Here is a 13,164-nt window from a genome sequence, read left to right on the forward strand (position 1 = left end):
GACGCCGGCGCTGGCTGAGACGCCCGAGTGACCAGGGCCGGAGCGGATGCCACCGGGCCGGGTCCGCCCGACCTCTCCCCTGGCGCGACGTTGCGGCGTACGATCGCTCGTTGGGATGTGGAGACGGCGCGCGGTGAGACTCCGCGGTGTATGAACACTCGACCGTGTGGTGTGGGGGATGCGCCAATGTCGCGACGTCTGGTCAACCTGACCTTGGACACCTTGGAAGATCTGCCTCGGACCTGCCGGCGGTGTGTCTTCTGGGAGCTGGATCCGGCCGCCGCCGAACGGGCCTGCGCGGACGGGGATCCCGCTCTGGAGAAGGAAGCCTGGGTGTCGCAGACGCTGCTCGAATGGGGGTCCTGCGGGAAACTCGCCTACGTCGACGGCATGCCGGCCGGCTTCGTCATGTACGCTCCGCCGGCCTACCTGCCGCGTTCGATGGCCTTTCCGACCTCGCCGGTCTCCGCTGACGCGGTCCTGCTCACCACGGGCCACGTCGTCGCGCCGTTCGCCGGGGGCGGACTGGGCCGGATGCTGGTGCAGGCGGTGGCGCGCGACCTCACCAAGCGGGGCATCAAGGCGATCGAGGCGTTCGGCGTCGCCAACGCACCGGAGGGTGCCGAACCAGGTGAGCGGGGTTGTCTGGCCCCCGCCGATTTCTACCTGTCGGTGGGATTCAAGACGGTCCGCCAGCATCCACGGGTTCCACGGCTCCGACTCGAACTACGGACCGCCCTGTCCTGGAAGTCGGACGTCGAGTACGCGCTGGAGAAGCTGCTCGGCTCGATGAGCCCGGAAAGTCTGCTCCGTCCAGCCACCCGGGTCATGACCAACTGACCGGGACGGCCCACCGGCTCGCGGCTCGTCCGTCAGGCGTCGTTGCCCGCCGTCACCACCGCACGCAACGTTCGTACGTCGATCGAGCCGGTCGGCACGTCCAGCTCGACCGGGAAGTACATGCGTTGGACGGCGGCGACCAGCGCTTCCGCGACCCGGTCGCGGAAATCCGGATCGATCAGCCGGGCCCGGTCACCGGCGGCGGTGAGATAGCCGACGTCGACCCGTACCGCCGGCATCCGGGTCAGTCGCAGCAATTCCCAGGTCTTGGCGTGCACCTGGCAGTCACGCAGCCCGGTCCGTACGACGATCTCACGCTGGACCAGATTGGCGAGGCGTTCGCCGACCGTCGAGGTGACCCCGTTGTCGGTGCCGTAGTGGTACGAGGCCACCCCCTCGGCCGCCGGATTGACATGGCCGTCGAGGTGCAGGGAAATGAATAGATCAGCGTCGACGTCGTTGGCGATCCGGGTACGAGCCGGATCGCTGAGTGCCGTCGCGGGACGCGGTCCCCGGGTCAGCCGTACCCGCATGCCGGCGGCCACCAGCCGGCCTTCCAACCGGCAGGCCAGGTCGTAGGCGAGATCCGCCTCGGTCCAGCGCAGCACGCCGTCGGAGACCTCCACGCCTTGGTCCGGACCGCCGTGGCCCGGGTCAACGACGATGGTCTTGCCGACGAGGTGCGGCCCCGACTCGCGGAACGCGTCCGACTCGCGCAGCCATTGCGGTCGCCCTCCGATGACCTTGCGTCCCAGCCGGCGCAACGCGTGCATCGTGTACGGGCCGCAGGTGCCGTCGGCGGTGAGTCCCACCTCGTGCTGGAACTGGGTGACCGCCCCAGCGGTCCGGTTGCCGTACACGCCGTCCGCCCGGCCGACGTTGTAGCCCATCTCCAGCAGCCGTTCCTGCAACGCCCGGACGTCTTCGCCGACCATCGGCTCAGGCGCCGAGTGGTAGAGGGCCCGGTCGCCGAGTCGCCAGCGGGCGGCGTCCAGCGTACGCCAGGTCTCTGCCCCCACCCGGCCGTCGATGCTCAGACCACGGCTCTGCTGAAAGGTCCGTACCGCCCGTTCGGTGGCTTCGTCGAACCGGTCCAGGCCTGGATGGGGAGCCAACAGACCAAGATTGACCAGGATGGTCCGGATCTCGGCGACGGCGGGACCCTGATCGTCGCGGCGGATGGGACGCACAGGACGCCGACCTCCCCTTGCCTAGCGGGACGAACCAGAGCGTAACCCGGTCGGTCGCCGCCCGCGTCGGTGTTGCGGTGATGCTGACCGGACGGGGGTACCCGCTGACCGGCCTCGCTATCCCCGATCCGACGACGAGGGTTGGGTCGTGACAAAGGGCCGGGTCGCCGACGACCCGGCCCTTTGTTCTGCTCTGCTGTGTGGCGGTGGCGGTGGCGGTGGCGGTGGCTAGAACGCCGACTCGATCAGCTTGACCAGGTCACCCTTCGGGCGCGCTCCCGCGACGGACTGCACCGGCTCGCCGCCCTTGAAGACGGTCAACGTCGGTACCGACATCACCCGGTACTTGCGGGCGATCTCCGGGTTCTCGTCGATGTTCAGCTTGACGATCGCCACCTTGTCGCCCATCTCGTTGGCGATCTCCTCCAACAGCGGCGCGACCTTGCGGCACGGCTGGCACCATTCAGCCCAGAAGTCGACCAGGACCGGCTTGTCGGACATCAGTACGTCGCTGGCGAAGCTGGCCTCGGTGACCGCTCGGGTAGCTCCCACGGGGATTCCTCCTCCTCGACCTGACATTGCCAGGTCAGACTTCTTCGAGTGTGGCGAGGTAACGTTCGGCGTCCAGTGCCGCCGCGCAGCCGCTGCCGGCGGCGGTGATCGCCTGCTGGTATGTGTGGTCGACCAGGTCGCCCGCAGCGAACACCCCGGGCACGCTGGTGCGGGTACTCGGCGAGTCCACCAACACGTAGCCGTTCTCGTCGAGCTCGACCTGTCCCCGGAACATCTCGCTCCGTGGATCGTGGCCGATGGCGACGAACACTCCGGTCACGTCCAAGGTCTTCGACTCGCCAGAGTGGGTGTCGCGGATGCGAACTCCGGTGACTTTACCGTCGGTGCCGACGATCTCCTCGACGACACTGTTCCACTCGACCTTGATCTTTTCGTTGCCGAGGGCCCGGGCGGCCATGATCCGGCTGGCCCGGAACTCGTCGCGACGGTGCACGATCGTCACCGACTCGGCGAACCGGGTCAGGAAGGTCGCTTCCTCCATGGCCGAGTCGCCACCGCCGACCACGACGATGTGCTGACCCCGGAAGAAGAAGCCGTCGCAGGTCGCGCAGGAAGACACCCCGTGGCCGAGCAGTTCCTGCTCGCCGGGTACGCCGAGGGGCCGCCACGCCGAACCGGTGGCGAGAATAACGGCTTTGGCGCGATAAGTGGATTCTCCGACGTACACCGTGCTGGCCTGTGCCGAACCAGGAGTCCCCGTGTCGGCCAGCTCGACCCTGGTGACGTCGTCGGTGATGAACTCGGCTCCGAAGCGTTCGGCCTGCTTGCGGATGGAGTCCATCAGCTCGGGGCCCATGATGCCGTCGGGGAAACCGGGGAAGTTCTCCACCTCGGTGGTGGTCATCAGTGCTCCACCCGACTGCACCCCCTCGATCACGAGCGGATTGAGGTTGGCCCGGGCGGCGTAGACCGCAGCGGTGTAACCGGCCGGACCCGAGCCGATGATGATCAGGTTGCGGACCTCGTCCACTGCCTACTCCCAAGGTGTGAGTTGCCGTGCCGTTCCTCGGTGGCCGCTGGGGGTGAACGCCCCATCCGCTAGCGATGAACGCACTGGCCAGGGGTCGATCGGCGACCGTAGATTGAAACGTCACGACGTCGAGGCGTCATTCCCGGTCCCGCGAGACGTGTGGGACGTCACGTGGCCGGCAAAGTCACCCTACCCGGGTCGTGTACCTGGTGTCCGCGCCGGTCGCCGGCTGGCCACACCCGGGTCCACTCACCCAGATCCACGACGCACCGGCGCTGTCGGTGAACGCGATGATCAGCGCGGGTGCCCCTTCGAAGGTCGCCAGATCCACCAGATCCACCCCGAGCGCCCCGGCATCGTGTTCGTCGGTCACCGCGGCGACGCAGCCGGACAATGCCACCGGATCGGCGAACCGGCCGAGCGCCGGTACGGCTGGCGCCTGCTGCAGGGTGATGTCCTCACCTGGTTGCGACTGGATACCCGGGCCGCTCCCGTCACGGATGTCGGCCAGTGCCCTGCCCAGGGTCGTGCTCTGGTAGTCGGTGCCGCTGGCCACGACGACCGGCCCGGCCGGCCCGGTCATCGTGGTAGCGCTCTCCTCGGGCGTATCTGCCTCGTCGCCGGCGCTCATGTCCGGGGTGCCCTCGTCCGGGGCGCCACCGGCGGTGGTGCTGGAGTCGGTGGTGAAGCCGCCGCCGACGAACTGCTGCAGACCGAACCCGGCGAACGCGACGGCCGCCGCCGCGACGGCGATCGGTGCCGCGAAGCGCCGCCACCGGTGGCGTACCGGGGGTCGCTGCCGGACGATCGGCCGGAGCCGGGTCGGTGTCGGTGGCCCGTCCGGCGCGTTGACGGCACCATCCGTGTCAATCGCGTCATCCGCGTCGGCGGCACCGGCGGCACCGGCGTCACCTGCCGCACCGGTGTTCAGCGCGACGTTCAACCGGTGGGAAACCTCCGGCGGAATCGGCTCGGCCGTTGCGCTGCCCCACTCGGCGAGCATCGTCTCCACCAGCCGCGCGGCCCGAACCATGTCGTCGTGGGCGGTCGACCAGTCCGGGCGTTCGGCGATCAACCGGGCGACGACGGCCTGTTCCGGGGTGCCGTCGAGCGCCCCGCCGACATAATCGGCGAGCAGATCCGGATCGACCTCCCCGAACCGGTCGGTGGTCACCGTTCCTCCAGGCTGCTGTCGCTTCGTGCGGACCCTGATGGGACGTCACCGAGCCGCTGCGGGTTCCGTGCCGTGAGCGACGGCACTTCATCCCGTTGCCGCACCGCCGCAGCGTCGTGCCGGGGTCGTAGATGGCCGAGGATCCCGGCCAGCCGCGCCCGGCCCCGAGCACACCTGCTCTTCACCGTGCCCTCCGCGACGCCGAGCATCAGCGCCACCTCGGCCACCGGATAGCCCTGTACGTCGACCAGGATCAGCGCGGCGCGTTGTTCCACCGGAAGCTCGGCCAGCGCCTGTCGGACGACCAGCGCGGTGTCGTGGTCGACGACAGGTGCGGCCGGTTCGGTACCGCGTACCGTCCGGTCGTCGTCCTGGCTGCCGTCCGGCAGCGGTACGGTCGGGTGGGCTTTGCGCCGCCGGATTCGGTCCAGGCACGCGTTGACCACGATCCGGTGCAGCCAGGTGGTGACGGCGGAGTCGCCACGGAACCGGTCGGCGCCGCGATGCGCGGACAGCAGCGCGTCCTGCAGCGCGTCGGCGGCCTCCTCCCGGTCGCCGAGGGTGCGTACGGCAACCGCCCAGAGCCGATCCTGATGCCGGCGCAGAAGCTCGGCGAAGGCGTCCGGGTCACCTTCGGCGTGCGCCCGGAGCAGGTCGTCATCGCCGAGGTCAGCCCGGCGTCCGGTCATGGCCCCTCTACCGCTATCTCCTGGACACCGATCTGGTACTTGTCCCCGCCGATCGGCGGCAGCTTCGTGATCCACAGCAGGAGGTACTGATAGGTCTCGTCCGGTGCGAAGCCGCTGAAGGTGAGCGTCGCCCCGTCGGCGTTTTCGAACGGCTCACCGATCCGGTCGGTGAAGGTGTCGAGGATCTCGTCGTCGCCCTCGCGGGTCGCCCCGGGGTCGGCCGGCCCGGCGAGGAGCTCCGCCGAAGCGCCCGACGCGGAGAGCTCCACCTGCACCGACGTGATCGATCGGGGCTCCTGGAGGTCGATCAGCACACCCATGCCGCGTTTGAGGTTGCCGAAGTTGGGGTTGCGGTCGTACGCGTCGGTCTTCCATCCGGTGTTGGAATCCCCGTCGACCGTGGCTTCCACCCCGTCGAGTTCGTCGCGGGCGCCGTCCGCGTCGACGATCCGGACCTGGTCCGCGGTGAGCGCGATCGGCTGTGGCTGCGGGGGAGGCGTGGACTCGCTGCCGCCGGGGGTGCTGACCTGTGTCTGGGGTGTCGCCGGCGGCGCCTCGTCGTTGTCGCCGTTGGCCAGGGCGTTGATGCCGAAGAACAGTCCGGTGATCGCGATGACCAGCAGGCCCGCCACGCCCGCCGCGATCTTGCGACGGGACGATTGCGGCATCTCACCGCCGTCGTCGGAGCTGGAGAACCGAAGCGGCCCGACGCTGTCGAGGTACTGCTCCTCGGCGGCCGCGTCCAGTCGGCTCAGTTCGGCGGATAGAACCTCGGAAGAGGGCAGGGCGAGCCGTGGATCGAGGAGATCCATCGTCAGGTCGTCGAGATAGGCGGGCACGCCGGAACGGACCTGCCGGGGCGCGGCGATCGCCCCGCTCACGTCGCGGACCGCGTCCGGTAGCGCGGTGCGCCCCGCCTCGTGCTGGGGCCAGTGTCCGGTCAGGGCGAAGTAGAGCACTCCGCCGATGGCACGGATGTCGGTGTCGATCGTGTCCGAGCTGTCCGCGCGCGCGTCGGCGAGCACCACTCGGCCGTCGTGACCGATCATCACGGTGCCGGGATGGATGTTGCCGTGCACCATGCCGGTGGCGTGCACAGCGGCGATGGCCGAGGTGACCGAGTGGGCGATCATGGTGGCCCGGGCCGGATCGAGCGGGCCGGCACCGGCGACGACCTCGCGCAGCGAGTCGCCGTCGACCCATTCGCGGACCACGTAGGCGCGCTGCCCCTCGTCGATCGCGTCGTAGACGCCGACGAGGTTCGAGTGGACGACCCGGCTGGCCCGAACGGCGGCCTGCAGCATCTCCATCGCGGAGTCGCCCCCGGGATAGCGCAGCACCACGGCGACCGGTCGGCGCAACACCACGTCGACGCCACGCCAGACCTGTCGACCGGCACTGTCGTTGTTGACGTGCTCAGCCAACTGGTATCGCTCGGCGAGGATCTCGCCGAGGGTGGGCGCACCGAAGGCCATCATGGGCGGATCGGCCGCATCCGCCTCTTGGCCTTCGCCGACCTGGGTCACCCGTCCTCCCTTGATGATGGCTCCGTTCGCTGAGCGTCGCGGCGTACGAGTGCTGGTGTCGAGGTCTCCGGAGCCGCCGGACGTCGGTTCCGGAGACCCGCGCGGGCATCGGCTGGACGCCGCTTCAACGGTAGATGCCGCGCGCACCCGTCCAGAGCGACCTTACCTGGGTTCCGGCGTGACCAACATGTCAGCTTCCCGCAGTGCCCGATCTCAGCTCGCCGCAACACCTGGTCGCGCCCACTTGCTGCTGCCCCGACCGCCGGTTGAGCACGACAAATAACTTCTTGGGCGAATATACGTTGGATCGGCTGGAGGGGGTAGTCGTCGCCGGTCCGACCGGCGGCCACGGCCCGTAACGGACCTCCCGATTTCGAGTTATCCACAAGGCCGGGACCTGCGGTAGCACGGGAGCGAAGCAAGTTATCCACAGGTTCGTCCACAGGCTGTCGGCGGTGTGGGAACCGGGGACACCCGTCATCGGCGGATCTTGCGGCGGACCATCCCGAGTACGTCGTTGATCTCGCGGATGCGCAGCGCCACCGCCAGCCCCAGGTAGGTCAGTCCGACCGCCGCGCCGCCCACGATCAACTGGCCGATCGCCATCAGCCGGCCCGGCGTGTCACCGCCCGGCAGGAGCAGGAGCACCAGCCATCCGACCAGGGCGGACCCGGCCGCTGCCACGGCCACCTTGCCGAACGTCCGGGCGATCGCCCCGAACCCGATCCGGCCGACCCGACGGCGGACCAGCCACGCCGACACGATCGCGGCGGCGAGGTACGACACCGCGTTGCCGATCATCAGCCCGGCGGCGGCGAACTGTACCGACAGCGCGACGAACAGGCCCACCTGCACCAGCACCCGCAGCGCCACCACCGGAACGTTGATCAGGGCGGGGGTACGGGTGTCCGGCAGGGCGTAGAACGCGAAGGTGAACAGTTGGCTGACCGCGAACGGCACCAGCGCCACCGCCGCGGCGGCCAGCACGATCGAGGTGGCGGTCGCGTTGTCGGTGGTGAACGCGCCGTACCGGAAGAGCGCGAACGAGACCGGCGTGGCCAGCACCGCGTAGCAGACGGCGATCGGCGCGAGCACCGCGGTCACCGTCCGGGTGCCCCGGGACAGGTCGGCGGCCATGTCCGCGTACCGGCCGTCTGCGGCGGCCGCGCTCATCCTGGGCATCAGCGCGGTGATCACCGAGACCGCGATGATGCCGTGCGCCATCATCAACAGCAGGAAGACGTTGTTGTAGATCAGCGGACCGGCCTCGTCGGCGTCCCCGGCCCGGTTCAGCAGGTTGAAGACCACCACGAGGCCGAGCTGGCTGACCGCGACGTAACAGAACATCCAGGCCCCGAGGCGGCCCAGTTCGCCCAGCCCCAATCGCCGGAAGTCGAACCGCCAACGCCACCGGAACCCGACCTTGCGCAGCGCCGGGAGCAGCCCGGCGGCCTGCACCACCACACCGAGCAAGGTGCCGCCGCCGAGCAGCCCGATCCGCCCGGCCGTCATCTCCTGCGGGCCGACGATCCGCGCTCCGAAGATCGCGATGTACGTACCGAGGGTGGCGATCACCACCAGGTTGTTGAGGATCGGGGCCCACATCGGCGCGGCGAAGTGCCCCCGGGTGTTCAGCAACGCGCTGACCAGCGCCGACAACCCGGTGAAGAAGATCATCGGCAACATCAGGTAGGACAGCAGGGTGACCAGTTCCCGAAACTCGCCGGTCGTCTCGTCACTGGAGTACAGCAGTGCGAGCAGCGGCGCGGCGACCATCGCGACAAGCGTCGCCACGGCGAGCGCCAGCACCGCCAGGGTCAACAGCCGCTGGGCGTACGCCTGACCCTGGTCCGCGTCGGACTTGCGCCGACGGACCAGCACCGGCACCAGGACACTGGTCAGGATGCCGCCGAGCAGGAACTCGTAGACCATGCCCGGGAAGATCTGCGCCGTCGTGTAGGCGTTGCCGACCAGCGACCCACCCAGCGCGGCCGCCAGAACCAACGTCCGCAGGAAGCCGGTACCCCGGCTGACCAGGCTGCCGAGCGCCATGATCGCGCTGTTGCTGGCGGCGCTGCCGCCGTCGTCCGGCGCCGGACCGGCGGGAGTCGCGGCTGGCGGCTCGGACGGCGGGGCGGTTGCCTCCACCACCGGTTGACCACCCGGGCCGACCGAGATCAACGTGGCACCGTCCGGGTGCGGACCGGACGTGTGCTGGTCGTCCCCTGCCGGGACGGCGTTCGCGCTCCGGTACAACCCGTTGCTCATCGGACCTCCACCCCGCCGGTACGCCGGGACCGTCACCGCCAGACGCAGGTCGACCCTATCGGCCGTCGTCGAGGGCCGGGCCGATGCCCAGCAACGCGTCGACCACCCAGGCCGACTCGGCGGGGACCAATGGCTCGGTCAGCGCGTCCAGCACCGTCGGATGGTCCCAGCCCGCGTCCTGCAGGGCCTTGCCGAGCGCGGGTACGGCCGACAGGTCGCCGGTCTCGCGGATTCGCCGGGCGAGTGGCAGAACCGTCTGGGCGTCCCGCCAGGGCGTGTCGAACAACCGGGCGTGCCGGGCGGCGGCATGGCCGACCAGCTCGTCGAGCTGGTCGAACGGGAACGACTCGGCCCCCAACACGCGAGCCGTCGTGACGCCGTCGGCTGTCGCGCCGACATCCGCCGCGCCCACGTCGTCCGCGCTGACGCCAGGTGTCGCGCCGACATCCGCGCCGACATCCGTGCCGACATCCGTGCCGACATCCGCGCCGGCCCCCGGCGGTGCTTCGGTGACGACCCAGCCCCAGCCGGGGGCGTACCGCCAGCGGAGCCGCTCGCCGTGGTCGAGATGATCGCGGACCTGCCGGGCCACGGCGTCGTCGTCGAAGACCCGGGGGTCGACCGGAGCCGCCGACGGCCACCACGAGGGATCGGTGAACAGGTCGAGCGGCGGCTGCTGCGGGCCGACCGGCGCGACCGCGACGGCACCGGGCGCCCGGCGCAGCGACCGGAGCGCGGTGGCCACCATCGTCGCCGCCCGCCGCCGGGCTCGGCTGTCGCCGGTGGGCGGGGCGTAACGGTGCAGCAGCGCGACCACCAGCCCCGGATGCGACCACGACGGGTCGTCCATGGCCACCACCTGGCCGATCAGGTCCAGCTCGGCCCAACGCAACACGGCCGCGTACGGCCGGGCCGGATCCAACCGGGCGAGCGGGACCGGTTCGGTGGCACCCGGCTGGCGAAGACCGAGCAGGCACTCGCCGTACCCGAGGTCGATCTCCAGCACCAGGCCGTACCCGCCGGCGACCGGCAGCGACACCCGTACCTCGGCGTGGTGTTCCACGGCGGACCCGTCCGGTTCGGCCAGATACGCCGACCAGAAGGAAGGATCAGTGAACAGACCGCGTAGATGTTCGGGGATCGGCACGATGGTTCATCCTGCCCGCTGGCCGCCACGACGGCCACGGCGGATAGTCTGGCGTTCCCATGTCCGAGACCTCCGCGCCCCGCGCCATCACCGAGCCACGCGACCTGACAGCGGTGCAACGCAACGCCGTCGCCGAACTGTTGCGGGTCTCCCCCGTCGCCGACGAGTTGGGCCGCCGGTTCGCCGCCGCCGGGCACGAACTGCACCTGGTCGGCGGTTCCGTCCGGGACGCGCTGCTCGGCCGACTCGGCAACGATCTGGATTTCTGCACCGACGCGCATCCGGACCAGACGCTGGGCGTCCTTTCCGGATGGGCCGAGGCCACCTGGGAGACCGGCCGGGAGTTCGGCACGATCGGTGCGCGACGCGGCGGCCTGACGCTGGAGATCACGACGTTCCGGGCGGAGTCGTACAACGGGGTCAGCCGTAACCCGGTCGTCGCGTACGGCACCAACCTGACCGACGACCTGCGGCGCCGGGACTTCACCATCAACGCGATGGCGGTCAGCCTGCCGGACCACCGGTTCACCGACCCGTACGGTGGACTCGCCGACCTGGCCGCGAAGGTCATCCGTACCCCGGGGACACCGGAGGAGTCGTTCGGTGACGACCCGCTGCGGATGCTGCGGGCGGCCCGGTTCGCCGCCCAGCTGCGGTTCGCCGTGCATCCGGATGTCCGGGCGGCGATGGCCGGGATGGCGGCCGACCTCGACCGGATCACCGCCGAACGGATCCGCGACGAGTTCACCAAGCTGCTCAGCGGCGCGGACCCGGTCGGTGGGCTGCGCCTGCTGGTCGACTCCGGGCTGGCCGACCGGTTCCTGCCGGAGCTGTCCGGGCTGCGCCTGGAGATCGACGAACACGCCCAGCACAAGGACGTCTACGAGCACACCCTCACGGTGGTCGCCAACGCGGTGCGGTTGGAGGACGACGGGTGTGACTTCGTGCTGCGGATGGCCGCCCTGATGCACGACGTCGGCAAGCCGGCGACCAAGTCGGTCGGTGGTGACGGCCGGGTCAGCTTCCACCACCACGAGGTGGTCGGTGCCCGGCTCACCAAGCAGCGGATGAAGGCGTTGCGCTATCCCAAGGACGTGACCGCCCAGGTCACCCAGCTGGTCGGGCTGCATCTGCGGTTCTACGGGTACGGCCGGGGTGAGTGGACCGACTCGGCGGTGCGCCGCTACGTCACCGACGCCGGCGACCTGCTGTCCCGGCTGCACAAGCTGACCCGCTCCGACTGCACCACCCGCAACCGGCGTAAGGCGGCGGCGTTGGCCGCCGACTACGACGCGCTGGAGCGGCGCATCGCCCGGATCCAGGCCGAGGAGGACCTTGCTCGGGTCCGTCCGGATCTCGACGGTAACGCGATCATGGAGCTGCTCGGCGTACCGCCGGGTCCAATCGTCGGACGGGCCTGGCGCCATCTGAAGGAGATCCGTCTGGAGCGCGGTCCGCTCGACCGGGCCGAGGCCGAGGCGGAACTGGTGCGGTGGGCCCGGGCGCAGGGGATCCAGCCGGAGGGGACCCGGCCGGAGGCCGGCTGAGCACGGCTGAGCCGGCTGGCGGTACGGCGGCGCGGGGCCGGCCGGTCGCCCGTTCCCGCCGGGAGGATGGTTACCGGGCGTTGTGCCGCTCGGCTACCGTCGCAGGGCGGAACGGGTGCGTCGATCGTCCGGGCGCGAACCGCAGGTGTCCGAACAACCGGGAGGGTCCAGATGCAGCCGTGTGCGGTCTGCGGCGGCGTGTCCATCAACCAGGCCGGGTACTGCACACACTGCGGTACGTTCCGTGGCTTCCCTGCGGCCCAGCCGGGCTATCCCGGGCAGCCCCAGGCGCAGCCGCAGCCGCAGCCGACCAGTGGCGGGCCCGGCTATCCGCCGCAGCCCGCCCATCCGGGTGGCTGGGCGGGCCAGGGCGGGTATCCGTCCGCCGGTGGTCCGGCGCAGCCGTACCCGACCAGCGGGGCACCGGGATATCCGACCAGTGGGGCTCCCGGCTACCCGTCCAGTGGGGCTCCCGGCTACCCCGGGGCCGGCGGCTATCCGGGGTATCCGGTCGCGGCACCGCCACCCCAACGTGGCCGCTCCTACCTGATCCCGTTGATCGCGCTCGGCTCGACGTTGGCGGTCCTGATCGTCGCGATCACCGTCGTCGTGGCGATCCAGGGAGCCGGCGACTCCGGCACCGGGGTGGTGGCCGATCCCAGCTCGTCGGCCTCCTCGGACCGTCCGGAAGACCGGACGCCGAGCCCCACCCCGGCCGCCGGTGTCGATCCGTGCGTGGTCGGCTCGTGGCAGGTGGACTCGCACCGGGAGGACGTCGCCCTGGAGGAGCCGTTCGGCAAGGTGACCTTTACCAGCACCGGCCCGGGGGCGCTGGTGGATCTGCGCTCGGACGGCCAGGGAACGACCGACTACGGCGACGGCACCACCTACGAGGGTGTGGTCTCCGGAATCACGGTCACGTTGACCTTCGTCGGCCAGATCAGTTACCGCTTCCGGGCGATCGAGGGCACCGTGTCGTTTTCCAACGTGCGGGCCGACGGCACGGTCACCCTGAGCGCGCCGGGTGTCGACTCGGAGACCCAGGACCTCGTCGGGGACTTCGATCCCGCCCGCTACGAGTGCGGCGACGACCAGATGACGCAGAGCACGTCGCTGTACACCGTACGCATGTCTCGGCTGTGAACGCGGGCTCGCCCGGTGCGACAGCCCGGGTGGACCCGGACGTGGCACGTCCTTCGGCGCGAAAACGGGCCGGCCGGCGGGGAGGAACCCCGCCGGC

11 protein-coding genes are annotated in these 13,164 nt (G+C 70.4%); 3 read left to right on the forward strand and 8 right to left on the reverse strand.

What is annotated here, in order from left to right; translation table 11 throughout:
- Positions 1-186 precede the first annotated feature (186 nt).
- On the forward strand, positions 187-840 hold the full coding sequence (locus O7632_RS02870; protein WP_278111184.1) for a GNAT family N-acetyltransferase: 654 nt from the start codon (positions 187-189) through the stop codon (positions 838-840).
- A gap of 32 nt (positions 841-872) precedes the next feature.
- Here the strand turns inward: O7632_RS02870 and O7632_RS02875 are convergent, their stop codons facing one another.
- The 8 genes from O7632_RS02875 to O7632_RS02910 form a co-directional block, all read right to left on the reverse strand.
- The gene (locus tag O7632_RS02875; RefSeq protein ID WP_278111186.1) at positions 873-2,030 is read right to left on the reverse strand and encodes an N-acetylmuramoyl-L-alanine amidase; all 1,158 of its coding nucleotides are present in this window, start codon (positions 2,028-2,030) and stop codon (positions 873-875) included.
- Between the two features lie 228 nt (positions 2,031-2,258).
- Complete coding sequence (trxA, locus tag O7632_RS02880; RefSeq protein ID WP_278111188.1) at positions 2,259-2,582, reverse strand: thioredoxin; 324 nt, start codon at positions 2,580-2,582, stop codon at positions 2,259-2,261.
- A 34-nt stretch (positions 2,583-2,616) separates the two neighbouring features.
- Entirely contained in the window at positions 2,617-3,573 is a 957-nt protein-coding gene (trxB, locus tag O7632_RS02885; protein ID WP_278111190.1) for a thioredoxin-disulfide reductase, read from the reverse strand.
- 184 nt (positions 3,574-3,757) lie between these two features.
- Positions 3,758-4,747, reverse strand: coding sequence for a hypothetical protein (locus O7632_RS02890; protein ID WP_278111192.1), 990 nt, complete (start codon positions 4,745-4,747; stop codon positions 3,758-3,760).
- Positions 4,744-5,436, reverse strand: a complete 693-nt coding sequence (gene sigM, locus O7632_RS02895; protein ID WP_278111194.1) for an RNA polymerase sigma factor SigM — start codon at positions 5,434-5,436, stop codon at positions 4,744-4,746. The genes O7632_RS02890 and sigM overlap by 4 nt, the downstream gene beginning before the upstream one ends.
- The gene (locus tag O7632_RS02900; RefSeq protein ID WP_278119785.1) at positions 5,433-6,914 is read right to left on the reverse strand and encodes a protein kinase; all 1,482 of its coding nucleotides are present in this window, start codon (positions 6,912-6,914) and stop codon (positions 5,433-5,435) included. The genes sigM and O7632_RS02900 overlap by 4 nt, the downstream gene beginning before the upstream one ends.
- 525 nt (positions 6,915-7,439) lie before the next feature.
- A complete protein-coding gene (murJ, locus tag O7632_RS02905) occupies positions 7,440-9,230 on the reverse strand; it encodes a murein biosynthesis integral membrane protein MurJ (protein WP_278111196.1) in 1,791 nt (596 codons plus the stop codon).
- A 55-nt stretch (positions 9,231-9,285) separates the two neighbouring features.
- Positions 9,286-10,377, reverse strand: a complete 1,092-nt coding sequence (locus O7632_RS02910; RefSeq protein WP_278111197.1) for a hypothetical protein — start codon at positions 10,375-10,377, stop codon at positions 9,286-9,288.
- Positions 10,378-10,436: 59 nt separating this feature from the next.
- On the opposite strand from O7632_RS02910, the gene O7632_RS02915 reads away from it, so the two are divergent.
- Together O7632_RS02915 and O7632_RS02920 are read left to right on the forward strand one after the other, a co-directional pair.
- A complete protein-coding gene (locus tag O7632_RS02915; protein ID WP_278111199.1) occupies positions 10,437-11,924 on the forward strand; it encodes a CCA tRNA nucleotidyltransferase in 1,488 nt (495 codons plus the stop codon).
- 171 nt (positions 11,925-12,095) lie between these two features.
- On the forward strand, positions 12,096-13,067 hold the full coding sequence (locus O7632_RS02920) for a hypothetical protein (protein ID WP_278111202.1): 972 nt from the start codon (positions 12,096-12,098) through the stop codon (positions 13,065-13,067).
- The last annotated feature ends 97 nt before the right edge of the window (positions 13,068-13,164 follow it).

The sequence above is a fragment of the Solwaraspora sp. WMMD406 genome, assembly GCF_029626025.1.
Lineage (GTDB): Bacteria > Actinomycetota > Actinomycetes > Mycobacteriales > Micromonosporaceae > Micromonospora_E.

What these genes read in the sequence shown, in the direction of transcription:
- O7632_RS02920 (WP_278111202.1), top strand. Translation starts at nt 12,096, where the DNA reads ATGCAGCCGTGTGCGGTCTGCGGCGGCGTGTCCATCAACCAGGCCGGG.
- O7632_RS02915 (WP_278111199.1), top strand. Translation starts at nt 10,437, where the DNA reads ATGTCCGAGACCTCCGCGCCCCGCGCCATCACCGAGCCACGCGACCTG.
- murJ (WP_278111196.1), bottom strand. Translation starts at nt 9,230, where the DNA reads ATGAGCAACGGGTTGTACCGGAGCGCGAACGCCGTCCCGGCAGGGGAC.
- O7632_RS02870 (WP_278111184.1), top strand. Translation starts at nt 187, where the DNA reads ATGTCGCGACGTCTGGTCAACCTGACCTTGGACACCTTGGAAGATCTG.
- O7632_RS02900 (WP_278119785.1), bottom strand. Translation starts at nt 6,914, where the DNA reads ATGATGGCCTTCGGTGCGCCCACCCTCGGCGAGATCCTCGCCGAGCGA.
- sigM (WP_278111194.1), bottom strand. Translation starts at nt 5,436, where the DNA reads ATGACCGGACGCCGGGCTGACCTCGGCGATGACGACCTGCTCCGGGCG.